We start from the raw sequence: 24,768 nt of genomic DNA, 5'->3' as shown, positions 1-24,768 counted from the left end.
AACGACTATTCATATCTCTGTTCATATCGCGAACCACGACTATAGCTGCAACCGGGGTCCCGCGACCCGCGAACCACGACTATAGCTGCAGCCTAGAGCCGAGCCTTAGGGGCTCACAAGCGCGCGCGAACCTCTTCAACGAGCTCATCGCGCGCAACGAGCGCTTCGTCATGCGTTGCCATGTCGCGCAGACGCACGACGCCCTGGGCAAGCTCATCGCCACCCACCACCGCGATGAGACGCACGCCGAGCTTATCGGCCTGCTTAAACTGGCTCTTGAGGGAGCGGCCCTGATAGTTTGCCTCGGTTCGCACGCCCGCCTGGCGCAGCTCATGGGTGATGCCGAACACCTCACCGCGAAGCTCGTCACCGGCGTTCGCCACGTACACGCAGGGCTCGAGCTCGTCGCCAAGCTCCACGCCGAACGCCTCGAGTGCGAGCATGGCCCGCTCGAAGCCCACCGCGAAGCCAACGCCCGGGGTCGGCTTGCCCCCCTCGAGCTCCACGAGCCCGTCGTAGCGCCCGCCGCCGCCGATGGAACCCACGCCTGCACCCGGCGCCTCTACCTCGAAGACCGTGCGCGTGTAGTAGTCCAGACCGCGCACGAGGGTCGGGTCCTCGATATAGGCGATGCCCGCCGCATCGAGGTAGCGCTTAACCTGCTCGTAGTGGACGCGGCATTCGTCACACAGCTCATCGCGCATGAGCGGGGCGTCTTTCATGATTTCGCGGCAATGGTCGTTCTTGCAATCGAAGGCGCGCAGCGGGTTCAGCTCTGCGCGCTCGCGGCATTCGTCGCACATATCGTCCGCATGGTCGAGGATGAACTGACGCACCTTATCGCGGTATGCAGGCCGGCACGCCGGATCGCCCATCGAATTGATGAGCAGGCGCAGCTTGGAGAGGTCGAAGCCCAGGCGCTGGTAGAACTCCATGAGCATGATGATGCACTCGGCATCCGCCGCCGGATCGGGCGCGCCGAGCCATTCGATACCTACCTGGTGGAACTGGCGCAGGCGCCCCTTCTGCGGGCGCTCGCCGCGAAACATCGCCTCGGCATAGTAGAGCTTGACGGGCGAGGCACCCTGCGGCACGAGGTTGTTCTCTACCACGGAGCGCACCACGCCGGCCGTGCCCTCGGGACGAAGCGCGAGGCGCTGCTTGGCCTTGAGCTTGGCGTCCGTGCCCTCCGCAAGCGCGCGCTCAAGGTTGGCGCCCGAGAATACGCGGAACATCTCCTTGCGCACCACGTCGGTGGATTGCCCGATGCCGTGCACGAACACGTCGACCTGCTCGATGGCAGGCGTCTCCACGGGCTCGAAGCCGTACGGCCCGAACACCTCGGCAGCCACGCGCTGCATGCGCTGCCATGCGCGCATCTCGCGCCCGATCAGGTCCTTGGTGCCCTCTGCTTTCTGTGCCTGCATGGCATGCCTTCCCATCGTCAATCGCCCTGCGCGGCGAGTCAGCCTACCCGAGAAGCTCGCTCGCGCCACGGCCTCGTGCTATTCGGGCACTTATTATATGGGCGCGAGTTTTCCCTCGCAAACCGAGCCCACCCGCAAGGGCAATCTCGACATAAATTGGCAATGGGCCGCGATGGCGGAGTCGGAGTAAACTGTCGAGTTGACGATGAAGGCGTGGCAAATGAGCCGGAAGCGGCCCTCGGCCCTGAAGCAGCCGCCGGCCCACTGCCGCACCTTCAATCCAGCCGCACGAACCGACGCGTATGAAAGAGGCACCCATGCATCAATTCCGCAACGACTACAGCGAGGGCGCCGCGCCCGCGATTCTCGACGCGCTTGTGCGAACCAACCTCGAACAATGCGTGGGCTACGGAGCCGACGAGCATTGCTCCCGGGCGGCCGAGCTCATCCGCGCCGAAATCGGGCAACCAGACGCCTCCGTCACCTTCGTTCCCGGGGGCACGCCAGCGAACATCCTCGCCATCACGAGCCTGACCGAGGAGTTCGAGGGCCCGCTCTGCGCCGCCGACGCACACCCCACCATCCACGAGACGGGCGCGATCGAGGCGCACGGACGGCGCCTCCTGGCCACGCACGACCCCTTGGGCCGCCTCACCTGCTCTGGCATGGAGCCGCTTTGGGCCGCCAGCGTGGCAAACGGCGCCGCCACCACGCGCCCCGGCATGCTCTACTTCTCGCAGACAAGCGAGCTCGGATATGTGTATACACGCACCGAATTCGACGCACTCTGTGATTGGGCCGCCGAGCGCGAGCTTGCTGTTTACGTGGACGGCGCACGCATGGCAAGCGGCTGCATGGCGGCGGGCACAGACCTCACCATTCAGCACATCGCCGAGCGAGCAGACGCGTTCACCTTGGGAGGAACGAAGAACGGCATGCTCTTCGGCGAAGCTCTCGTGGTGAGCCCGCGCACCGCGCGCGGCAGACACGCCATCGAACGGCTCCCCTACCTCACCAAGCGCGCGGGGCAGCTCACCGCAAAGGGGCGCGTGATGGGCGTGATGTACGAGGCGGCCTTTGACCCCGCAACGCGCGATGCGGCAGGCGAGGTGCTCTACTGGCAGCTCGCACGGCATGCGAACGCCTGCGCTGTCGAGCTCGCACGCGGCCTCGCAGACGCCGGTTATGAGCCGCTCCTTTCGACAACGGGCAACCAGCAGTTCTTCTGGGCCACGCCGGGAGAAGCGGCGCGCCTTGCCGAGGGCCTCGGCTGCGAGCCCATGGCGGCCGACGACCCTTCCGGTACCGGACGCGGGCTTGTCCGTTTCGTGACCAGCTGGGCAACCCCGCAGAACGCAGTCGCCGAGGCCGTTGCCTTCGCCCGGTCGGTAAAGGAGTAGGACGGCCGTCGCGCCGGTGCGCTCGGCACTCGCCCGGCCCGGTGCGTGCACGCTGCCGCTCAGCTCTGCAGATAAGGGGCTACGCGCCGTTCGATGTCGCAGATATGGAGTTACCCGCGCCGAGCGCTGCAAATCTGGAGTTACCGGCCCCGGCAGACGTCCTTAACTCCGTATCTGCAGCGCTCGCCGTTAATAACTCCGTATCTGCAGCGCTGAGCGAGAGGGACGCTGCCGATAACTCCATATCTGCCGCATTCGACGCGTTGCGGCCTCATGCAACTCCAAATCGGCGACGCTCGTTCAACACCGATATGCCAGCAACGACCATCTGCGGGAAAAGGCGGCAGCAACGCACAAGGCGGAGGCCCAATTCTGGACCTCCGCCTGCACATCGCAGCGATCATATTCAGAAGGCGGCAGGGGCACGGCCCGCCGGATCGCGGCGTCCACCGGGGCACGGTGCGCCCCGCCCCAGCCCGCCTCGCGCTCCGAGGCCTCTTACAGCACCTGCGCGACGTAGACCACGTTGGTGGACACCTGGCTGCCCGGCACGATCACGGGGATCGCGGGGTCACCGGCGGTCACGACAACGAGGTCGTCCTTGTTCACGATGCCAGACTCCTTGGCCTCGACCATCGCGTTGTTAACCACGTACGCGATGCTCCCCACGGTGTGACCGGAAAGCTTGGGCTCAACGCCCCAGTACACGGTCATCTTGCGCATGGCCCACTCGTTGGGCGTAGCCGCCTGGATGGGCAGCACCGGACGGAAATTGGACACGAGGCGCGCGGAGCGGCCAGAGTTCGTCGGCGTAAGGATGGCCTTGGCGCCCACGTTGAACGCCGTGGTCACCGCGGAGAGACCCACGGCGGCATTCACGCGGTTGCGGCCGGGATCGATAAGGTCGAAATCGAACGGCTTGTGCTCGGGAATCGTCGCCTCGGTGGTGAGCGCGATGTTCGCCATCATCCGCACGGCCTCGAGCGGGTACTTGCCAGCGGCGGACTCGCCGGACAGCATAACCGCATCCGTGCCGTCGTTAATCGCGTTGGCGACGTCGGTAACCTCGGCGCGCGTGGGGCGCGGGTTGCGAATCATGGAATCGAGCATCTGCGTGGCCGTGATGACCGGCTTGCTCGCCGCGTTGCACTTAGCGATGATCTCTTTCTGGATGGTGGGGCACACCTCCGGTGCCACCTCTACGCCCAGGTCGCCGCGGGCGACCATGATGCCGTCGGACACCTTGAGGATCTCGTCGAAGTGATAGACCGCCAGCGCGCACTCAATCTTGGGGAAGATGTCCACGTGCTCGCCGCCGTTCTCACGGCAGAGATGGCGAATCTCGCGCACGCCATCGGCATCGCGGATAAAGGAGGCAGCGATGAAGTCGATGCCCTCCTCCAAGCCGAAGAGGATATCCGAACGGTCCTGCTCGGTGATGCTCGGTAGCGAGAGCTTCGCGTTGGGCACGTTCACGCCCTTCTTCTCACCAAGCTCGCCACCGTTCTGAACGGTGCAGAGGATGTCTTGGCCCTCGACGCTATCAACGGTGAGGCCGATGAGGCCGTCGTCGATGAGAATCGTGCTGCCCTCGTGCACCTCGCGCGGCAGCTCGAGGTGGTCGAGGTAGAAATGCTCGGCGGTGCCCTGGAGCTCCTCAGAGGTCTCGGCGGCAGTCACCGTAACCTGGCTGCCGGCAACAAGCGTGACCTTGGCATGGCCCTCAAGGAAGCCGGTGCGAATCTCGGGACCCTTGGTGTCGAGCAGGATGCCCACGGGGATGTCGAGCTCGCGGGAGATGCGCTTCACGCGCTCCATGCGTTCATGGTGCTCTTCATGGCTGCCATGGCTGAAGTTGAAGCGGGCGACGTTCATGCCCGAAAGAATCATCTCACGAAGGATGTTCTCGTCGTCACACGCCGGTCCCATGGTGCATACGATCTTGGTGCGCTTGTTCATGAATTCCTCCATCTGAGCCGTTCGTCATAGCCTGCGGAGCGGCGCGGCGCTGGCCCGTTCCAACTGTCTATAGTAGAGAATCGCACGTCGAAATGATATGACGCGACGCGCGCATTTTCTGCATCCCCTCAGACCATAAAGCAAGAACCCCCAGCATGGCGCAGGTCCTACGAAGTTCTTACCAAATATTTGCCTGTTGTTTGCACGAAGGTTGCGTTGGCCGCCCATGGGCCACGTATGCCCTGGAAGAACAGACCCTCAGCTGGATGGAACCCTCCAACAGGACAAGACCAGCCGAGCGAACCCAGCCGGGCGAACCCAGCCGGGCGAAACCTTCCATCAGAACGAACCCCCAACCAGGCTATCCCCCACTAGACGAAAAAGTTTTCGGGCAGATAATCGCAAAATGAAGCTATTAATAACCCCTCTATACTGCGAATTCCTGCCTGAAAATGCGATGCTATGCGGGAGGATGAATGTGCGAGAAGACGCTCGGGCGGCGCTACTGCCGCGGCGCCGACCCCGTTGCCGCTCCAATTCTGTTGCTGCAACGAACCCGTTACCACGGCACTCCCATCCCCTATTTGAAGCCTCTAGATGCAAGTAGCGCCGAAGGTTCCCAAACCGTAATCCGCAGCGCAAAGCGCAAGGACATCGGCGTGGAACCTCCGGCGCCACCGTCGGAAGTTAGGAAGGCTTCGAGCTTACGCGCGGCCCACGGAGCCCAGGTTCTCCATGCGGACCTTCACGATGTTCGTGATCTCGGCCATGCCCTGCTTGGCGGGCTTCTTCGGATCGAACACGCCGGGGTTCTCGGCCATGAAGGCCATGTAGCCCTTGGTGTAGGCCTGACGCAGCTCGGTGGCGTAGTTCACCTTGCAGATGCCGTTCTTCACGGCCTCGGCAACCTGCTCATCGGGCACACCGGAGGTGCCGTGCAGCACGAGCGGCACATCCACGGCGGCGCGGATGGCCTTCACGACCTCCTGCTCGATGTGCGGGGTCTCGGTGTAGACGCCGTGCGCGGTGCCCACGCCAATAGCGAGCGAGGTGCAGCCGGTGCGCTCGACGAACTCGCGCGCCTCCTCGGGGTCGGTGTAGGGGTTCTCGCCCTCGACCGCCGGGCCGTCGTCCTCCTTGCCGCCAACCTTGCCGAGCTCGGCCTCAACCGGCACGCCCATGGCGGCGCCGGCGCGGGCAACGCTCGCGGTGAGGGCGATGTTGTCCTCGAAGGACTCGTGGCTGCCGTCGATCATGACGGAGGTGTAGCCGGTGCGGAAGGCCTGCATGCAGCGGTCGTAGCCGTCACCATGGTCGAGGTGCAGCGCCACGGGCACGTCGGTGCGGGCGGCAGCGGCGGCCACCATGCCGTAGAAGTAGTCGAGGCCGGCAGTCTTGATGGTGCCGGGGGTGGTCTGCATGATCACGGGAGACTTGGTCTCCTCCGCGGCGGCGAGGACCGCCATCACGAACTCGAGGTTCTCGACATTGAAGGCGCCCACAGCGTAGTGGTTCTTCTGCGCGTCGAGCAGCATCTCCTTAGTGGTAACGAGCATTGTGTCTCCTCTCCCTGCCAAAGGCAGCTAAACCTTGCGTTTATTGTACGCAGCGCGAGGCAAGAGCAGGATCAGAATCCTTCGGGCGAGCTCCGCCAAAAGAGCAAGTAAACACAAGACTCGACTTGACCAACACGACTGTAACTGCGAGCTCTACATGCTTTTTGCATATAAAGGAAAGCATAATTTTTACTTTTATTTTCCTTTTAAGCTTGAAAGGAAACACACTATCTGCATATTCATGGAACCGGCTGTCGAATTTCCCAGCTGGTCGGACGCCGCTCGCCCTCGGGAAACGCTGATTTTATCTTTGGGACAATCGGGATTGCAGCTTTTGGGCACTTCGGGGCGGAGGGCCCGGGTAGCCGCGCCGCGGCCGGGAGGGCGCCGGCCTCCTGAGCTGCTCCTTTCCCTTCCCCTCGCTTTCCTCTACCCGCCCGCCGCGTCGGAAAGTGCCCCAAAGTTGAAACCTCGACAGGACGGATGGCTCCGACGCCCGATAATCAGCATCTCCCTAGCGCGTAACTCGTCTCCGCCAGCCTTGCCGCCCTCCCCGGCCCGCCGCATCGCCCCCCCGCCAGCGCGCGGCTCGCCCCGGCCAGCCGCGCCGCCCTCCCCGGCCAGCCACGCGTATTTTCGTTTTTAATCATTTCGGCAAAATCGAAAGCATAAACGGTTCAAATTGGCCGGTGAACTACAAACTTGCATTAATTCTACAGGTCAATAGATTCTTTCGAAATCTTTCGTATACCATTACCGCAAGAAGTCGCATCGTATCTATGCCGTGAGCCGGCCAAGCAATCGGCGCTGCGGTGCGAAATCGTGTTCCCATAGGGTTCGGCGCTCAGGCGCCGAGAATTCGAAAGGAGGGCTGCGTGGCACAGTACGACATCATCGCGGCCACCGGTTGCCCAACGGGCATCGCGCATACCTTCATGGCGAAGGAGGCGCTCGAGAAGGCAGCCGCCGAACGCGGGCTCACCATCAAGGTCGAGACCCACGGCCAGGTTGGCATCGAGAACGAGCTCACGCGCGGCGAAATCGCCTCGGCGCGCGCCGTCGTTGTCGCCGCCGACAAAGACGTTCAGGCTGAACGCTTCGCTGGCAAGCCCATGGTTTCCGTGGGCGTCTCCAAGGCGCTCTCGGTCGAAGAAGCCGGCAAGCTCATCGACCGTGCCCTCGCCGCCAAGGGCGACGACTCCGCAGTCGTTGCAGCGGCAGACGATGACGACCTCGAAGAGAAGGAATCCATCGGCCACCAGATCTACAAGCACCTCATGAACGGCGTCAGCCACATGCTGGTCTTCGTAGTCGCGGGCGGCGTGCTCACCGCCATCTCGTTCCTGTGGGGCATCACGTCTTACGACTCCACCGCCTCGGATTACAACTCCTTCGCCGCCATGCTGAAGATCATCGGCGGCATCGCCATGAACCTCATGGTGCCCGTCCTTTCGGCATACATCGCTGAGTCCATCGGCAAGCGCCCGGCGCTCGTCCCCGGCTTCGTGGCCGGCATGATTGCCATCCAGGGCCTGCCTGTGAACGCCGAGACCGGCCTCATCGACGCCGGCGGCTCAGGCGTGGGCTTCGGCTTCCTCGGCGGCATCGTGGGCGGCTTCCTCTCCGGCTACACCATCGTGCTGCTCGAGAAGGTCTTCTCCAAGATCCCTGAGAGCCTGAACGGCCTCAAGGCGATCTTCCTCTATCCGCTGTGCTCCACTGCGATCGTGGGCCTCGTCATGCTCGGCATCTCCGGCCCCATGGCCGCCATCAACCAGGGCATGATGGACTTCCTGCAGGGCCTCTCCAGCTCCGGCCCCGTGGTTCTGGGCCTCGCCATTGGCTGCATGTGCGCCTTCGACATGGGTGGCCCGGTCAACAAGGCCGCTTACACCACCGGCACGCTGCTCTTGGGTACCGCCCTTGAAGCGGGCGTGGGCACCGAGACCTACAACTTCGGCACCAACTTCATGGCCGCCGTCTCCGCCGCATGCATCGTTCCGCCGCTCATCACCACCTTCGCCGTCATCGTGGGCAAGAAGTACTTCAGCCAGGAAGACCACGACGCAGGTATCGTCAACCTCATCCTGGGCTGCACCCACATCACCGAGGGCGCCATTCCGTTCATGACCAAGAACATCATCCCGGTCATGCCCATCATGATGATTGGCTCCTCCATCGCATCCATCCTGACCATCTTCTTCAACGTTCACGATCCCGCGCCGCACGGTGGCTTCCTCGTGCTTCCGGTTGTCGAGAACGGCCCGCTGTGGGTGCTCGCCATCCTCATCGGCACCGTGGTGGGCGGCGTGCTCTTCACCGCGTTCAAGAAGTACGACTACGACAAGAACGCCAAGAAGGACGCCGAGCAGCCGGTGCTCGAAACCGCCGGCACCGCGACCGCTGCCGTGAAGGCCGCGCCCGCCGCACAGGCGCCGCAGACCACCGACTTCGTGAAGCCCGAGCAGGTCTTCGTGGGCGAGTCCTTCGCCTCCCGCGACGAGCTCCTCACCTTTGTCTCGAAGAAGGCCGTGGAGCAGGGCATCGCCCAGGACGCTGATGAGCTCATGAGCGCGTTCATCGCCCGTGAGGACATGGGAACCACCGGCATGACGGACAACTTCGCCATTCCGCACGCCAAGTCGACCACGGTGACCAACGCCGCCGTGATGGCCATCAAGACCTCCGACATCGCTGGCTGGGAGACGCTCGACCAGAAGCCCGTCGAGGTTGCGATCGCGCTCCTCATCCCCGATACCGAGGCCGGCACCACGCACCTCAAGCTGCTCTCCAAGGTTGCCGAGGCGCTCATGGACGACGAATTCCGCTCCGCCGTCAAGGGAACCGATGACGCGGCGACCATCGCCAAGCTTATCAACGACCGCTTGAACGCCTAAACGCTCGCAAGGGGTATCATCGGGGAGTGAAGCCGCGCGCTTCGCTCCCCTTCCCCTCAAGAAAGGCCCTCCATGATTTACACGCTCACCACCAACCCCGCCATCGACATGAACATCACGTCGGACACGCTCTCGCACGACCACATCAACCGGACGCGTGACGCGGTCTACACGCCCAACGGCAAAGGCCTCAACGTCTCGTTCACGTTGAAGCACTACGGCGTCGACTCGACGATCTTGGGTTTCTTCGGTGGCTTCTCCGGCGAGTTTATCGTTCGCGAGGCGGGGCACATCTGCCCGGTCAAACCCATCGAGATCGATGGCATCACGCGCATCAACGTGTTCCTCTCCACACCGGAGGGCGAGTTCGTCATGCCGAACGCCGGAGCCCCGGTACCGCGCACCAAGCAGGAGGAGCTGCTCGAGCTGCTGCGCGGGCTCGACGATATGAGCTGCCTCATCGTGTCGGGCAGCCTCTCGCCCGAGATGGATCCGAGCTTCTATGACGAGGTCATCGACATTGTGCGAGAGAAGGGCGCCGAGTTCGTGCTCGACATCTCGCATGCGCATCTGCGCGAGCTCATCGAGAAGAAGCCGCTGCTTATCAAGCCGAACGACGACGAGCTTGCCGATATCTTCGGCGAGGCCATCGAGTCTCGCGCCGACGCCGTGGCCGCACTCGGCCGCTTGCATGAGCGCGGCGCGCAAAACGTGCTGCTCACCCTTGGCGGCGACGGCGCGTATTTCTCGAACGGAGAGCACGTGTGGCATGCAAACGCCGCCGAGAAGGACTCGGTCCTCTCTACGGCTTGCGCGGGAGACGCCACCCTCGCAAGCTTCCTGTCGCTGTGGCTCGCCGACCGCGGAGCCGTGGAGCCGGCGCTCACGCGCGCCATGGCAACCGGCGCCAACGTCACCATGTGTGCGGGGCTGGGAGACTTCGCCCGCGTTGACGAGCTTGCCAAGACCGTGCACGTGAGGCAGGTCGCGTAGAGGCGCAAGCCTAAAGGCGCATTCGCAGCCGCGCGCCCCGAGGCGCACGGACGAGATGCGGCGCAAGGGGATGGTATCATCTCGTTGCGCCGCATTTTTATGCAGCGACATTTGGAAAGGCACGTCATGGCAGACCAAACGACATCGACCCCATCGGCGCCGGCATCCGAACGGGCTGCCGCGAACGCCGCAGCAACCACCGCAACGCCCGCGCAGTCGCCCGCCCCCAGTGCCGCGACGGCGGCATCCGAGCAGGCCTCCGCCCAAGCAGATGCCCCCGACCGCCACATGCTTGCCAGCGAACGGCGCGGGCTCATCCTCAACATGCTCCGCGACCACGGATCGGTGAGCGTGTCCGACGTTCGCGCGCGGTGCGGGGTTTCCGCAGTGACCATTCGCAACGACCTTGCCTACCTCGAAGACGAAGGTCGCCTGAAGCGCACCCATGGAGGTGCGGTGCCTGCAAGCGAATACATCGTTCCCGTCGTTTCGAAGCGCATCCACAAGAACGTGCGCGCCAAACAGGCCATAGCCCAAGCCGCTGCTGAGCGCGTGCGCGACGGCGAGATGATCCTTGTGGGCTCGGGCTCAACGACTCTGGAATTCGTGAAGGCTCTGACCGAGAAGCAGAATCTCACAATCGTTACAAACTCCTGCCACATCATCGAGTTTGCCGAGCAGCACATGCCCCAGGCAACGATCATCTCGACGGGTGGGCAGCTTGCACGCACCTGGCGTCACTACACCGGCTCATTTCTCGCGGCAAGCCTCGCGGACGTCTATGTTGACCAGGTCTTTCTTGGTGCGGATGGCTTCGAGCCGAGCTTTGGCTTCCTTGCCGAATACGAGGAGACCGCGCGCGCCAAGGTCGAGTTCATGCGCCACGCACGCAGCAAGATCATCCTCATGGACGCGACGAAGGTCGGCGCGAGCCAGCTGTTCCTGCGCTTCGCCAAGCCGCACGACGTCGACTGCGTCATCATGGATTATGACCCTGAGGGGCTCGTTGCCTCTGCCTGCAACGATGGGGCACGGCCAGTGCAGGTCCTCGAGACGCTCGCGTAGCATCACATAGTTGGGAGCCGCCATGCTGGACACCGCGGAAAAGCAGGCCATGCGTACCCCTGAGGAACGTCGGGCCGAGATACTTTCCCTGCTTGACCGCACCGCCTCGGTGCAGGTCTCCCAGCTTGCCGAACGCTTCGGCGTCTCGCGCGTCACCGCCCGTGCGGATCTTGATGCCCTCGCCCGCGATGGTAAGCTCAGGCGCACGCACGGAGGAGCCATTTCGCTGTCCAAGACGCTCACCGTATCGGTCCAAGACAAGCGCGTTAACGTGAATGCCGAGGCAAAGCGCGCCATCGCGCGAACCGCGGCCGCGTTCGTGCAAGATGGGGACTCGGTGCTCGTGGACTCCGGAACCACCGCGCTCGAATTCGTGAGGGCGCTCGCCGACCATACGGGCATCACCATCGTTACCGACGATTTCAGCATCGCCGACTATATCGACCGGTCCACCCCGGCGCTCGATGTCATCATCTTGGGAGGGAGCCTGCGCAAGGGGCATCGCTACATCACGGGACCGCTCACCCTGCGCATGCTCGAGATGCTCAGACCAGGCAAAGCGTTCGTAACGCCCACCTCATACGTGCCCGGACGTGGCCTTATGACCAACAACCAGGAGATGGCCGAGCTCAAGCAGGCGTTCTTGCACTGCGCGAACGAGACCTACGTGCTCATGGACGCCTCGAAGATCGATGCGCCCGGGCTTCTTTGGTTCGGAACGCTCGAGGGCGTCGAAGCCATCGTGGTAGACGCCGATCCCCATGGCCTCGTTGCGGCCGACGCCGAGGAGGCGGGATGCGAGCTTATCGTGGCTCCAGCCGACCAGTAGGTCGGCTAGCATATTGCGGCGGGAAGGCAGCCGCGCAACGTGGCCGCGTGCCGAGCGGGCGACAAGCGCGGCATCTCACCAGCACGCTATTCGTGACCAAACGTTAACGGGCAGGATATCGCAGAATAGAGCTTTTTATAGCCCCTCTTTTCTGCGATTTCCTGCCCGAAAATCGACGGTGCTGTTGGAAGGCGCCCGTGAATGCGCGGGTGCCGCTGTGGGGTGCCCGCAAACGCGATAGTGCTGCGGCAAAGCGCCCGTGAATGCGCGGGTGCCGCGTCGCTGCGTTCGTTACAGCTCGGTGATCTGCACCGCGTTATAGACCTCGTCCCAGCGCTCGATGACCAGGTGGCCGGTCTTGGGATCCATGGCGTTGAGCTTACCGCAGGTGTTGCCGCAACGAAGGACCTCATCGTCGCCAGCACCGCGCGCGAGCGCGTGAGCGAAGCCGGCGATGGTGGAATCGCCGGAACCGGTGGCGTTGACCGCCGGGATATTCGGCATGACAACGCGATAGCCCTTCTCGCCATGGAAGGCAACGGCGCCTGCGCCACCCATGGTCACCACAACCCAAGGAATGCCCGAGAAGCGATCATCGGCCGCAAGGGCAGCCTGCAGGGCGGGCAGGTCGTCGGGCGTGAAGCTCGTGCCCAAAAGGCCGTTGATCTCGGTGAGGTTAGGCTTCACAAGCGTCGGCTTGACCTCGGCCTCGAGCGCGGCGTCGAGCGAGGCGCCCGAGGTATCGAGAAGCACGGGCTTACCCGCCGCTGCCACAACCGCAACCATCTTGGCGTAGCAGTCCGCCGGCACGCCCTTGGGCAAGCTGCCAGAGATCGTCACGCAGTCGGCCTTCTCGACCAGCTCAGAGAAATGCGCCATGAAGGCGTCGAGCTCCTCCGAAGAGACGGTGGGGCCGCTCTCCAAAAACTCGGTCTGGTTTCCGTCATGAAGCACCGCGATGCAGATGCGGCTCTCGCCAGCGATGGGCGTGAAGTCGTTCGGGATATGATCGTCCGTCATGCGGTCGGCAAGAAACTCGCCCATATGGCCCCCGAGCAGGCCGGTGGCTAGCACCTCGTCGCCTAGCTGCACGAGCACGCGGCTCACGTTGAGGCCCTTGCCGCCCGCCGTCTTCTCGGGCACGACGCGGTTCACATCATCGATCACCAGGTGGTCGATGTGGTACGCCGTATCGATGGACGGGTTCATCGTTACCGTGAGAATCATGGCTCCTCCTTGAAGCAGGATGTAGGTGCTCATATTGTAACCCCGCTGCAGGGCCTCGCGACATGAGCAGTCCCGCTCGCTGAAATGCGAACGGGACTTCGTCGATGCCACCGCAAGGCAACCTTGGGAGATGGGGCGGTGCAAGACGACCGATCAGGGCTCGTTACCGATAGCCGCAAAACGAGACAGTTTAACCTGGCACAACTGTCTCCCCCGGTGTGCGTGAGACAGTTTAACCCGGTACAACTGTCTCGTTAGTCGTGGTACTCGCCGCGATCCCACTTCTCAATGAACTCATCGAAGAAGTGCGGGTCGGCCTGCGCCGCGGGGTCGGCTTGGTTGATGGCGTCGAGCTTGGCCACGAGCGCGTCGTGTTCGGGCGTGGCCTCGTACTCGGCCTTGAGGAAGGCGAGCATCGTGTCGGCCATGAGGAACTCGCCGGTAATCTTGCCGCCAAAGCCAACCACGTTCGCGTTGAGCACGCGGCGCGCATAGAGCGCGCTCGTCATGTCGCGAACGAGGGCGCAGCGCGCACCCGGCACCTTGTTCACGGAGTTGGTAATGCCGATGCCCGTGCCGCACAGCACCACGCCCAAGTCGGCGCGGCCCGAGGCCACAGCTTCGCCTACGGCCTTGCCGTAGATGGGGTAATGCGTGCGGGTATGGCTATAGGTGCCGAGGTCCAGCACCTCGTAGCCCGCCTCTTCAAGACGGTCATGCAGGTAGGTCTTCTCATCGGTAACGATATGATCGCAGCCCAAGGCGATAATCATGATTTGGTCCTTTCTCTTGGAGGGTGCGCCGACTGGCAGGCGCAGTGCCCGCGCCGACGCCGGCAGATGAACGCTGATAGGGAGGGTGCCGCAGCGACATGCGCCGCGAAGGCGTTCGCTCAAGCGGCATTACGCCATCTTGTTGAGCATGTCCACGCGAATCTGGTGGCGCCCCCCGGCGTAATCGGCAGCGAGGAACTCGCGAGCGATCTTTGTAGCGATCTCGGGACCAACTACGTTGGGACCCATGCACACCATGCGGCAGTTATTGTGCTCGCGGGTCATATAGGCAGAACGTTCGTCGGAGATGTTGGCCGCGACCATACCCTTCACACGGGTAGCGGCCATGTAGCTGCCCACGCCGTAGCCGTCGAAGGCGAAGCCGAGCGAATCCTCGTGCTCGAGCAGGTCGCGTGCGACCGCAAGCGCGGAATCGATAAAGTCTGCCGCAGGCTCCGTTGAATAGTCGACCACCTCGTGGCCATCGGCGATAAGCACGTCTTTGATGATTTCCTTGAGGGACATGCCCTCGGCGTCGGAACCCAAAACGACCCTCATATGCTCTCCTTTGCTCAGTTAATTACCCATACCACCACACCCGGCGGCTTCATATGCGAAGCGCATTCAGGTTGTCGTTAATGCGCGCTTCGTATTTCGTTTATTTGAACATATTCAAACATATGATTCAAGCAATTATGCACAATTTTGTCTTCTATTTGTTCGTTTACCGTTCACCGAACATTCTTGACCGTCCATCTTTGTTCATTTGAAATAGAAGGGAACGGGAACGCAGTATGTTAACGTTATCATATGACCGTTATCGGCCACGCCGACTATAGACCCAAAGGAACAGGATAGGAGTCCCATGGCAACCAAAGAAGAAATCTCGATGATTGGTTTCGAAATTGTCGCTTATGCAGGAGACGCTCAAACCGACCTGCTCGCTGCTCTCGACGCAGCACGTGAAGGCAGATTTGAGGAGGCGCATAAACTGCACGAACAGGCAAACCAGTCCCTCATCGACGCCCACGATGTTCAGACGAGACTCCTCGCTCAGGAAGCCGGCGGCAGCACCATGGAGGTCACCTTCATTATGGTGCACGCTCAGGATACGCTTATGACAACCATGCTCCTCGAGAAGCAAGCGCGCTTCCTAATCGATGAATACGAGCGCATCTCCAATCTCGAGCAAAACCTCAATCAGTAGCCTATATGGGCGCTGCCGCCCTTCTTCAGATTGAACAACGCGCACGCGGTACCCGCTACCGTGTGCGCGTTTCCGTTTACCGACACCCTACACATCGCAGCCTCCATGCCGGGTGTACCGGGAGTATTATCAAGAAACAGCTGCTTCATATGCCGTGCACCACCAGCCTACAGAGGCCCATGTTTTATCACGGAAACTGCGCAAAGCCTGGAGCACCAACCAAGAGACGAGGTTCGCACGAATGGGGAAACACCGCTCAGTATCCATGATGGATGTAGCACGGCACGCAGGCGTGTCGGCTCAGACGGTGTCGCGCGTAGCAAACGGCTCTGATGCCGTTCGTCCCGAGATGCGCGAACGCGTTCAACGCTCGATGGATGCCCTCGGTTACCGACCGAACTCAGCAGCCCGAATGCTCAAGCGCGGAAGGTTCGGATCGATTGGCCTCGTAATGTTTCGCGTAGCAGGCACCGGAAACCTCGCCACGCTGGAGGGCCTCAGTAAAGCTGCACTCGAACACCGCTATGCCCTCACGCTTACCGAAATGCCCCGAGATCGGGACCAGTCGCTTGAAGAAGCGGCTCGTATTATGTCGAACCTTCCAGTAGATGCAGCAATTATCAACGTGAATTACCGCACTCCCGACTTTGAGACCTTTTCACCTCACCCTAATCTGAAAACCGTTATCATCGCGCCTGCTGCCCAACCCAACTGCACTACGGTGGGCATCGATCAACGGGCCGCTGCGCGTGAGGTGACCGAGCACTTGCTCGGACTCGGCCACCGCACAGTCCATTTTATTTCAGGCCCTACCGCTTCGATACCCAATCGGCTGCGCTGCCGCGGCTGGATGGAAACACTTGCAGACCATGGCGCTCCCTGCCCGAAGCCAACTATGGGCAACGGCGACTGGACTGCCGACAGTGGATATATTGCTGGACAGCAGCTCGCGCTCGACCCATCTTGCACCGCAATCTATGCAGCAAACGACGCTCTTGCTTATGGAGCAATCGAAGCGCTCCGCTCTGCTGGAAAACGGGTGCCCGAAGACGTAAGCGTCGCAGGAACCGATGATTCTTATGACGGTGTTGTTCCAAGTAACAAGCTCACATCGATTCGCTTCGACAACCACATGAAAGGACGAATCGCCTTCCAAGAAGCACTCGGCGCCGACAGCATCAAAGAGCCGCACCAGGTCGTTGTGCCCGCCCATCTCGTCGTGCGGGGAACCACCGGACCCGCCCCACATAGATAGCGAATAACCGAGCAGGCAATGCATCTGGGCCCATCAAACGTCAGCTGATCATTTCTGCACGACATTATTCGAAATCTTCATTCCAAAAAAAACGGGTGGGATGTATCTTGCATCCCACCCGTTATTGGAACAGGAACTGAACCCTATTCTTTACATGGCTTTACTCGTCCTCGCTCATTTTAGAAAGCACGAACTCAATCGCACCCTTGGGGTCGTTCGTGAGGGCAATGTATTCCTTACCCCGCGTAGAGATGAGCTTGATGCCCAAACGATCAGTATCCTGCTTAAGGTCGTTATAGTAGTTGCGAACCTGAGGTGCAAGAACAACAACATCAAAACTCGGCAAGAGGTCGTAATGCGAGCCGTAGGCACCCGAGCTAGATTTGAGGGGAATCCCTTCTTCCTCTGCGCCTTCCCTGAGCGCATTGGCAAGCAAAGCGCTCGTCCCAGACCCTGCGCACAGCACGAGCACACGCAGCGGTTTATCAGAACTCGCGAGCTTCTCGCGCTCTGCAACCATAGCGTCTTCAGGCTTCTTCTTTCCGGAAGCAACCGGCGCCGCCTCCGCCGCCGCGCGGATAGCTGCCATACCGCCCTCGACTTCCTCTCCCTCGGCGATACGGCCTTCCTCTTCAAGAAGCTGCTTATCATATGCCATGCAGAACGGGAAGTAGATCAAGACATCAACGATGCAAAGCACCGCCACAAGCAGAATGCCTTGCCACTGGAAGTGCGTATTGAGCAAGATACCGAGGGGTGCGGGCGTAGACCACGGAAGCGTGTACATGAATCCATCCATACCCAAAACCAGGATGAAGAAGGACCCGATGAGTACGTTGGCGACGGGAGCCAGGATAAACGGAACAAGGAAATACGGGTTCAGGATAATAGGGGCACCGAAGAGGAGCGGTTCATTGACAGCAAACAGGCACGGAATGATGGAAGCCTTGCCCACGGCCTTGGCCTGACGGGATTTCATGAACAAAATGAAAATCAACGGGATGAGGAAGGTTGCCCCGGTGCCACCCATCTGGCCAATGAAGTTACCGAAGTTTTCGCACAGCAGGTGGTAGGGATGCTGGCCAGCAGTGAATAGTTCGAGATTCAGGTTGGAATTTTCGATAAGCGCGGCCTGAATAGGAGGCTTGACGATCGAGGGGCCATGAATGCCCATGAACCAGAACAATGGGGAAAGGAAGAACCACAATGCAACGCCAGCGGGGCTATCCGCAGCGTTAAATAGCGGCGAAAGCAACGTCTGGAAGAGCATGCCGAACGGCGCGCCGATAAGATTGCGGCAAACCAAATCAATAAGACCGCATGCAATGATGGCAAACGAGAAGGGGAAGATGTCGCGGAACGACTGCGCAATAGCGCCCGGGACTTCCTTGGGGAGACGGATCGTGATGTCGCGCACGACGCAGAAGCGATAGATGTGCACGGTCAGGAATGCCGAAACGAAGGAGGATAGCAGGCCCTTCGATCCCATGTAGCCGGTATCGAAGCCAGTCATGGCAGCGCCGTCAACCTCGGCAGAGAAGGTGCTTACAGCAAGCAGGAGGAAACCGCACATGGCCGCAACCATGGTCGAGGTCTCGTTGATGCGCTTGCCCTCCGGCATACGATGATTAATGAATCCAGTAAACACCTTGGCAGTAGTTCCAGCAACCATAACGCCCAAAAGGCCCATCGTATAGTTGTAGACCTTGTTGCACCAATCCACGACCTCCTGGGGCAACACGATGCCGAACGTGGCCGGCAGCGAGGCGATCAAGAGGAACAGGCTCGAGAAGAGAATGAGCGGCATGCAGCTTACGAAGCCGTCTTTGATTGACTGGAGGTAAATGTTCCTCGAAACCTTCTCGAAGAACGGCTGGTATCTCTCCAGCCATTTGATGATTGCGTTCACATCGATCTCCTTTTCCTATCTTGCGCGGAATACCTCCGCGCGACCTATAGGCATTTCACTCGTATTCCAAACCGACGCACAAAGCGCCGCGACGCACGCCGGCAATTCCCTACAGCAAATGTCCCGTACGCGAGAGCTGCTCAAACCAATACGCGCTTGCCTTCGGATAGCGCTCCTGAGTCTCAAAGTCAACGTAGAACAGGCCATAGCGTTTGTTATAGCCATTCGTCCACGAAAACTGGTCTTGGAGCGACCATACGAAATAGCCCATCACGTTTACGCCGCCTTCCACCGCGCGCAATGTCCAATCGAGATGCTGGCGGATGTAGTCGATGCGCGGCTCGTCGTCGATGATGCCGTTTTCAAACGTATCCTTATAGCCCATACCGTTCTCGGTAATGTAGAGCTTTTTATAGTTGGGGTACGCAAGCTTGATGTGCATGAGCAGGTCGTAAAGGCCCTCGGGGTAGATAATCCAGTCCCAATCGGTGGTCTTGAGCCCCTCACGCATGCGGTACTCACCCACACCCTTAAGTGCATAGCGCGACGAACCCTTATCGCCCGTGCTGTTGCTATGGATGTCGTTCTCGCCATCGTATGCACGCACGAATTGCGAGCGATAGTAGTTCACGCCCATGCAGTCATTCAAATCAGCCGCCTTCGTAAGCAACTCGATATCCTCGGCACGAATATCGAGCTTCCCACCAGAAAGATCGGCTAAGTAATCCATTATTTCGCGAGTATCTGCCGCATACGAGCCTCGGAACGTTGCATCGAGAAGCAGGCGATTTTTAATCACGTCATCGCGCGATGCAGCAATGATGTCCTCTCGGCTATTCGGATCATAGGGATACTTAATGTGGAGGCAATGCACGATACCGATTTCGCCTGCATAGCCACCCTGCTTGTAGGCAATCACTGCACGTGCATGCGCCACCATCATGTTGTGCTCACATTGAAGCGCCTTGTCGATTCGGTATTTTTCTCCCATGGGCCAAGAGCCCTCAATGAAGCGGCAAAGCGCGTTCGTTGCAATCTCATTGAAGGTGAACCAATAGGTCACCTCGTCCTTGTATTCCTCAAAACAAAAGCGTGCGTACGCTTCAAACGCATCAATAACATCTCGATTGAGGAAGTCGCCCGCCCGGTACATTTCAAGCGGCGAATCAAAATGGTGCAAAGTTACATATGGTTCAACATGATGCGCGCGGCATGCTTGAAAAAGGCGATGGTAGAACTCAACGCCTTCCTTGTTTACTTCGCCGATCCCCGTGGGGAAAATGCGCGTCCATGCAATCGAGATGCGCAGGCCGTTAATTCCGAATCGCTCGCAAAGCTCGAGATCCTCCTCGTAGCGATTATAGAAATCGCTGGCAGGGTCAGCTGAAAACCGGCCCTGCTGGGCCAGATGCTCATCCCATGCAACCAAGCCCTTTCCATATGCGTGAGTTGCTCCTTCAACCTGATAGGCTGCAGTTGCTCCTCCAAAAACAAATCCCTGGGGGAAGACGTGCTGTCCGTACATGTACTCTCCTCTAGACATCCGTTCTGCAAACAACCGTCTATACAAGATAGAGGGAATCGCCTTAAAATGTTTGCGTTAACATCAACAGTGTTTAATTTACACAAGTGAACAGTTATAAACTGTTCGATTCTGTGAACGGTATGTGCAGAGGGGTAAACGGCACAAGGACACGGAAAGAAGCCCTGTCACTTTCGCCCGTGACCAGCCGTATGAGTGTTCCCGTATGGGCTCCGCTCCTATACGAGCACTTCAGTGAACTCGTCGACCATCTTACGAGCGCGTTCGCTGATTGCGGCATCACACACAAGCGCATCGAGATTCATGAGCTGATAGAACTCGAAGAAATCCCGCTTTCCGATCTTGCTTGCATCGGCTACCAGATAGCGCGCGTCAGCGCGGTCGAATGCAATTTGCTGAAATCTGCCTTCATCGGCATTGGATGTGAACACGCCGCCATCCGAAATGCCGTTTGCCCCCACAAACGCAGCATCGAGACCTAGCTTGCTGATTGCGTCTTCGGCCAGAGGACCAACGAATGCTCCGGTACGGGGACGAAAGGTCCCCCCGATTAAACACAGCTCATAGCCATTACGAGCCTCAAGCATATTAAAGATGGCGAGGGAGTTGACCACGATGCGCAAATGATAGGAGGGAAGCAGCGGAATCATCTGCTCAACTGTGGTACCCGTACCAAGAAAGATGGTTGTATTTGGCTCGATAAGCTGCACCGCACGAGCCGCAGCAGCAGCTTTTTCGTCTACGTTTCTATTCCGCTTCTCCGCGTGACTGTACTCGCGGCGAAGCATGGAAGGTTGGTACGCCTCTGCGCTACGAGCACCACCGTGAACGCGAACTAGCTCTCCTCGCATCGAAAGCTCTTCTAAATCGCGACGCACGGTCATCTCAGAAACCTCGAGGTGCGCCGCAATCTCATGAACGGAAAGCGTCCCTTCGCGTTCAACCATCTCCTTGATGAAGCTCTGGCGCTCCGCCTTAATCATGAGGTTCCCTTCATGCTGAACAGCAATTAACAGTTATATACATACTTACCCAACAAATTAGCTCAAAGTTCGCACAAGGCTTCATAAAGACGGCAGCCTCTCCATCGCGCCAAAATTGAATTCGTCTGCTGCCCTCAACGGAGCACCAAAGGAGGCTGTTCGGCCGATTGATAGCCCCAATCGACCGAACGCTTTGCACTCAGTAGCCCCTATCCTTTTTATCTGACAGAGTCCAGCCATATTTCGCGCGGTTGCCGGCAGTTACCGCCTACTGTTTAGTACTCGGCCAGGCGATCTTTGAACTGGTCGAGGAGCTTCTGGTTGAACTCCGGACCACCGTCAACGTTGGCGCTCATGTAGAGCGGCGGCTGCACGCCGCGCTCGAGCAGGATGTCGAGCGACTCCATGACCGCGCAGTCAAGCAGCAGGCAGCCCGTATAGAGCGAGGTGCCGCCCACCTTGGTGGGAATGCCCTCCACCTCGAGCGCCGCATCGCCGAAGCACGACTTGTTGTCCAGCACTACGTCGCCCAGCTCATAGAGGAGCTTTCCCGTCTTGCTGCGCGACGTACCCGCAGCAGACACCTCGCGCGCGGTCACGACGATCACCTTGATGCCGGCCTCGCGCGCATGGAGCGCAAGCTCCACCGGCAACGGGTTCCTACCCGAATTCGAGATGAGCACCAGGCAGTCCTCGGGGCGAACATCGAGCTTGAGCCAGAACTGGTCGCCCACGCCATCGAGCATCTCGTAGATGCCGAGTGCCGGCTCGCGCACAATCTTCGTTTGAATGTAGCCGCCCGCTCGCCCGCAGATCTCGAGTGCGTTCGCGTGGCTATGGCCGGAGCCGAATGCGCGAATGATGCCACCGCGCTCGATGGTGTCGGCCATGATGACGGCCGCCTCGTGGATGGCCTCGTCCTGCCCCTCCGTCACCTCGTCCAAACGACGCAGAATCTCCGCCTTGAAACGCTCAGCTGTTTTGAGCATTCCCTGCTCCCTTCACATAGGCACTAAACAGCGGCCCCACCCATCGGTCATTTTGGGACGTGTTCAAAACGTCTCATTTGGGTCATTTGAGACACGTCCCAAAATGACCCAAATGACGCCTATCTGCCCAGAGCAAGGCCGCGATTCAAGTGTATTCACCCCGCGCAGGGCAGCATACGCTATTCGGCGAGAGTGCCGCTCACGTAGGTGGCCGCAAGCGTCATGTCGGCGTTGAAGATGGTAAGGTCCGCCGCGCGACCCGGCTTGATAGAGCCGCACACGTGGTCGATCTTCGCGCTCCTCGCCGCAACCTCCGTCGCCATGCGGATGGCCTGCTCGGCTGTAACGATCTGCCAGTCGACCATGTTCTTCACGCCCTTGGCAAGCGTGAGAACCGAACCCGCGATGGTACCCGTCGAGCCGTCTTCGGCCTTGACGTAGCATAGGCCGCCCGTCATGACGACGGGCATGCCGCCCGAGACATACTCGCCCTCGGGCATGCCGCCGCAGATAAGGCAGTCGGTGATGAGCACCGTATGCTGCCAACCCTTCGCATCGACAAGCGCCTTGATGGCGGCAGGCACCACGTGCTTGCCGTCGCAGATGATCTCGGCATAGGTCTCGGGCGTCGTCATGGCGCAACCGGTCACACCTGGGTCGCGATGATGCAGGCCGCGCTGGCCGTTGTAGGTGTGAACGAAGCAGCTGGCACCGGCGTTCACCGCAGCGATCGCCTCGTCATAAGTAGCGTCCGAATGCCCGATGGCCGTCACCACGCCGCGTGCATCGAGCGCCGCGATGTACTCGAGCGCGCCATCCTTCTCAGCCGCAAGCGCGCTCTTAACGATGCGACCGCCGGCCTGCTCCTGCCAGCCATCGAAGACCTCGACCGTGGGATCGATGAGGAACTTGGGGTTCTGCGCGCCCACGTGCGCCGTGGTGAAGAACGGCCCCTCAAGGAAGATGCCGCCGATGTGCGCACCCACGTAGTCCTCGCTGCGACCCTCGTCAGCCTGCGCGATGGCGGCGCAAGCGCGTCCGATGTCCTCAACGGACTCGGTGAAGGTCGTGGGCAGCCACGTCGTCGTGCCCGACTTGGCGAGCGCAACACTCGCGTCGTCGATAGCGGCGGGATTGCAATCGGTGGTCGCATGGTTATGGAAGCCGTGGATATGCGTATCGACAAGGCCGGGGCCCACGATGGCGCCGGGATATTCGACGACCTCGCACGCCGGCTTCTCGGCCGTCCAACCCGCGAACTTCCCATCCTCGATGGTGAGGTAGCCACCCTGCATGGTGGCGCCCGGCAGTACGAACTTGGCTGCCGAGATGGCAAACGTACTCAAGAGAACTCCTCTCAACAACAGGCCCATTCGACGTCGGAGACGGGTTCGCTTGTCAGGTCAACCTGTCCCAAAACGCTCCATTTGGGTCATTTTGAACACGTCCCAAAATGACCGGTTTACGGCCTTTCCACGCAAGCGACGAATGAGGGCGAAGTCGCAGCGGCTGGAAAGGCCGTTCGGGTTAGTTAGGCGCTAAAAGGGTGGATGGTCACGCCCTTCACCACGCGGTTCACCGTACCGGTGGGGCTCGGCGTGTCGGGGGTGTTGCCCACGCGCACGGAGTTGATGAGCGACACCGTCTGGGCAACCATCACGAACGGCAGTGCCAGGTAGGCCTCCGGCAGTTCGCCATGGCCCTCGAAGGTGAAGGACTCACCCGCGAAACCGGTCTCACCAGCCTGCTGAATCGCGACGGTCTTCTGCGCGATCTCGTCGCCTGCGATCTCGTTCAAGATGTCGAGATCGTACTGGCGGGTGTAGGCGTCGTTGTTCACGAACACGAACACGAGGGTCTTGTCGTCCACGAAGCTCTTGGGCCCATGGCGATAACCCATGGAGCTATCCCACGAGGTCGCAACGAGACCATGGGCGAGCTCGAGAATCTTGAGCTGCGCTTCCTGGGCAAGGCCCACGTAGGAGCCGGAACCCAGATAGGTCACACGGTTGAAGTCGCCGGCCAGGTACGCGGCGACCTCGTCCTCGCGAGCCACGACCTCGCGGCCCATCTCCGCCGCCTCGCGCACCCAAGCGAGTTTCTGCTCGTCGGAGGAAGTATCGAAGATGAGGGCGGAGAGCAGCTCCATACAGCTGTAGCTGCCGGTCATCGCGAAGCCCTTATCGTTCGCGCGCGGGATGAGCAGGGTAAGCGCATCCGGATCGCCCGCGCTCTCCACGGCGAGCTTGCCTTCGGGCGCGCAGGTGATGTTCAGGAACTTGATGTTCTTGACGTAGCTCTTGGCAACCTGGACGGCGGCAAGGCTCTCGGGGCTGTTGCCGGAGCGAGCGAACGACACCAGAATCGTCGGGTCTTCGGGACGAAGGAAGTCGCGCGGCGCCGAGACGATATCGGTCGTAGCGATCGGCTTGAAATCGTACGCGTCGGTATCGCCTGCATGACGCAGATAGGGCGCGACCGTATCGCCCACATAGTCGGACGTGCCGGCACCAGTGAAGATCACCGAGACACGACCCTCGGCCATGGCCTTGGCCGATGCGAGGAAGGCCTCGATGGCCTCTTTGTTATCGGCATAGATCTGGAAGGTGTCCTCCCAAAGATCTGGCTGCTGCATGATCTCGGCGGTCGTGATATCGGCACCGAGCTCCTTCAGCTCCTCGACGGTTTTAGTAAACATCTGCGTTTCCCCTTATCTATGGTCATCATCCGGGTCCATACGCCCGCGCCGCTCTAAA

Annotated in this window: 19 protein-coding genes and 1 pseudogene; 8 read left to right on the top strand and 12 right to left on the bottom strand. The window is 60.5% G+C overall.

Going from position 1 to position 24,768, the window contains the following annotated elements; translation table 11 throughout:
- Nucleotides 1–113 precede the first annotated feature (113 nt).
- Nucleotides 114–1,427, bottom strand: a complete 1,314-nt coding sequence (hisS, locus tag GJE22_RS06840; protein WP_144688579.1) for a histidine--tRNA ligase — start codon at nt 1,425–1,427, stop codon at nt 114–116.
- Nucleotides 1,428–1,744: 317 nt separating this feature from the next.
- Between hisS and GJE22_RS06835 the strand changes: the two genes are divergently transcribed.
- Nucleotides 1,745–2,827 (top strand): threonine aldolase family protein, encoded by a 1,083-nt coding sequence (locus GJE22_RS06835; RefSeq protein WP_144688578.1) that lies wholly within the window; start codon nt 1,745–1,747, stop codon nt 2,825–2,827.
- A 498-nt stretch (nt 2,828–3,325) separates the two neighbouring features.
- Here the strand turns inward: GJE22_RS06835 and pyk are convergent, their stop codons facing one another.
- Nucleotides 3,326–4,786 carry a pyruvate kinase gene (gene pyk / locus GJE22_RS06830; protein ID WP_235895846.1) on the bottom strand — a complete coding sequence of 487 codons (1,461 nt, stop codon included), beginning with the start codon at nt 4,784–4,786 and terminating at the stop codon, nt 3,326–3,328.
- A 704-nt stretch (nt 4,787–5,490) separates the two neighbouring features.
- Nucleotides 5,491–6,342 carry a class II fructose-bisphosphate aldolase gene (locus GJE22_RS06825; RefSeq protein ID WP_019128889.1) on the bottom strand — a complete coding sequence of 284 codons (852 nt, stop codon included), beginning with the start codon at nt 6,340–6,342 and terminating at the stop codon, nt 5,491–5,493.
- Between the two features lie 935 nt (nt 6,343–7,277).
- Here GJE22_RS06825 and GJE22_RS06820 point away from each other — a divergent pair.
- The 4 genes from GJE22_RS06820 (at nt 7,278) to GJE22_RS06805 (ending at nt 12,126) form a co-directional block, all read left to right on the top strand.
- A complete protein-coding gene (locus tag GJE22_RS06820; protein WP_154324135.1) occupies nt 7,278–9,239 on the top strand; it encodes a fructose-specific PTS transporter subunit EIIC in 1,962 nt (653 codons plus the stop codon).
- A gap of 72 nt (nt 9,240–9,311) precedes the next feature.
- Nucleotides 9,312–10,232 carry a 1-phosphofructokinase family hexose kinase gene (locus GJE22_RS06815; RefSeq protein WP_144688575.1) on the top strand — a complete coding sequence of 307 codons (921 nt, stop codon included), beginning with the start codon at nt 9,312–9,314 and terminating at the stop codon, nt 10,230–10,232.
- A gap of 126 nt (nt 10,233–10,358) precedes the next feature.
- Complete coding sequence (locus tag GJE22_RS06810; protein WP_186297439.1) at nt 10,359–11,297, top strand: DeoR/GlpR family DNA-binding transcription regulator; 939 nt, start codon at nt 10,359–10,361, stop codon at nt 11,295–11,297.
- A gap of 22 nt (nt 11,298–11,319) precedes the next feature.
- Complete coding sequence (locus GJE22_RS06805) at nt 11,320–12,126, top strand: DeoR/GlpR family DNA-binding transcription regulator (protein ID WP_235895845.1); 807 nt, start codon at nt 11,320–11,322, stop codon at nt 12,124–12,126.
- Nucleotides 12,127–12,417: 291 nt separating this feature from the next.
- Here the strand turns inward: GJE22_RS06805 and GJE22_RS06800 are convergent, their stop codons facing one another.
- The 3 genes from GJE22_RS06800 to lacA form a co-directional block, all read right to left on the bottom strand.
- The gene (locus GJE22_RS06800) at nt 12,418–13,353 is read right to left on the bottom strand and encodes a hexose kinase (protein ID WP_144688573.1); all 936 of its coding nucleotides are present in this window, start codon (nt 13,351–13,353) and stop codon (nt 12,418–12,420) included.
- Nucleotides 13,354–13,607: 254 nt separating this feature from the next.
- On the bottom strand, nt 13,608–14,126 hold the full coding sequence (lacB, locus tag GJE22_RS06795; protein ID WP_144688572.1) for a galactose-6-phosphate isomerase subunit LacB: 519 nt from the start codon (nt 14,124–14,126) through the stop codon (nt 13,608–13,610).
- A gap of 129 nt (nt 14,127–14,255) precedes the next feature.
- The gene (lacA, locus tag GJE22_RS06790; RefSeq protein ID WP_144688571.1) at nt 14,256–14,684 is read right to left on the bottom strand and encodes a galactose-6-phosphate isomerase subunit LacA; all 429 of its coding nucleotides are present in this window, start codon (nt 14,682–14,684) and stop codon (nt 14,256–14,258) included.
- A 307-nt stretch (nt 14,685–14,991) separates the two neighbouring features.
- Between lacA and GJE22_RS06785 the strand changes: the two genes are divergently transcribed.
- The 3 genes and pseudogenes from GJE22_RS06785 to GJE22_RS06780 all read left to right on the top strand — a co-directional run bounded on the left by GJE22_RS06785 (nt 14,992) and on the right by GJE22_RS06780 (nt 16,588).
- A complete protein-coding gene (locus GJE22_RS06785; protein WP_144688570.1) occupies nt 14,992–15,333 on the top strand; it encodes a PTS lactose/cellobiose transporter subunit IIA in 342 nt (113 codons plus the stop codon).
- 241 nt (nt 15,334–15,574) lie between these two features.
- A pseudogene (locus GJE22_RS10310) lies at nt 15,575–15,721 on the top strand (LacI family DNA-binding transcriptional regulator); the annotation flags it as partial.
- 24 nt (nt 15,722–15,745) lie between these two features.
- Nucleotides 15,746–16,588, top strand: a complete 843-nt coding sequence (locus GJE22_RS06780) for a substrate-binding domain-containing protein (protein WP_235895844.1) — start codon at nt 15,746–15,748, stop codon at nt 16,586–16,588.
- A gap of 160 nt (nt 16,589–16,748) precedes the next feature.
- On the opposite strand, the gene GJE22_RS06775 is transcribed toward GJE22_RS06780, so the two are convergent.
- From GJE22_RS06775 to agaS, 6 genes are all read right to left on the bottom strand, one after another.
- Nucleotides 16,749–18,497 (bottom strand): PTS lactose transporter subunit IIBC, encoded by a 1,749-nt coding sequence (locus GJE22_RS06775; RefSeq protein WP_144688568.1) that lies wholly within the window; start codon nt 18,495–18,497, stop codon nt 16,749–16,751.
- Between the two features lie 109 nt (nt 18,498–18,606).
- On the bottom strand, nt 18,607–20,022 hold the full coding sequence (lacG, locus tag GJE22_RS06770; RefSeq protein ID WP_144688567.1) for a 6-phospho-beta-galactosidase: 1,416 nt from the start codon (nt 20,020–20,022) through the stop codon (nt 18,607–18,609).
- Between the two features lie 236 nt (nt 20,023–20,258).
- On the bottom strand, nt 20,259–21,023 hold the full coding sequence (locus tag GJE22_RS06765) for a DeoR/GlpR family DNA-binding transcription regulator (protein ID WP_144688566.1): 765 nt from the start codon (nt 21,021–21,023) through the stop codon (nt 20,259–20,261).
- Nucleotides 21,024–21,298: 275 nt separating this feature from the next.
- Nucleotides 21,299–22,012: an SIS domain-containing protein gene (locus GJE22_RS06760; RefSeq protein WP_144688565.1), complete on the bottom strand. Its 714-nt coding sequence runs from the start codon at nt 22,010–22,012 to the stop codon at nt 21,299–21,301.
- A 179-nt stretch (nt 22,013–22,191) separates the two neighbouring features.
- On the bottom strand, nt 22,192–23,358 hold the full coding sequence (nagA, locus tag GJE22_RS06755) for an N-acetylglucosamine-6-phosphate deacetylase (protein ID WP_186297438.1): 1,167 nt from the start codon (nt 23,356–23,358) through the stop codon (nt 22,192–22,194).
- 185 nt (nt 23,359–23,543) lie between these two features.
- Nucleotides 23,544–24,710, bottom strand: coding sequence for an SIS domain-containing protein (gene agaS / locus GJE22_RS06750; protein ID WP_144688562.1), 1,167 nt, complete (start codon nt 24,708–24,710; stop codon nt 23,544–23,546).
- Nucleotides 24,711–24,768 lie beyond the last annotated feature (58 nt).

Source organism: Enorma shizhengliae, from assembly GCF_009676995.1.
GTDB lineage: Bacteria > Actinomycetota > Coriobacteriia > Coriobacteriales > Coriobacteriaceae > Enorma > Enorma massiliensis.
The sequence above is the reverse complement of the archived record's forward strand: the minus strand, read 5'-3'. Positions and strand labels throughout refer to the sequence as shown.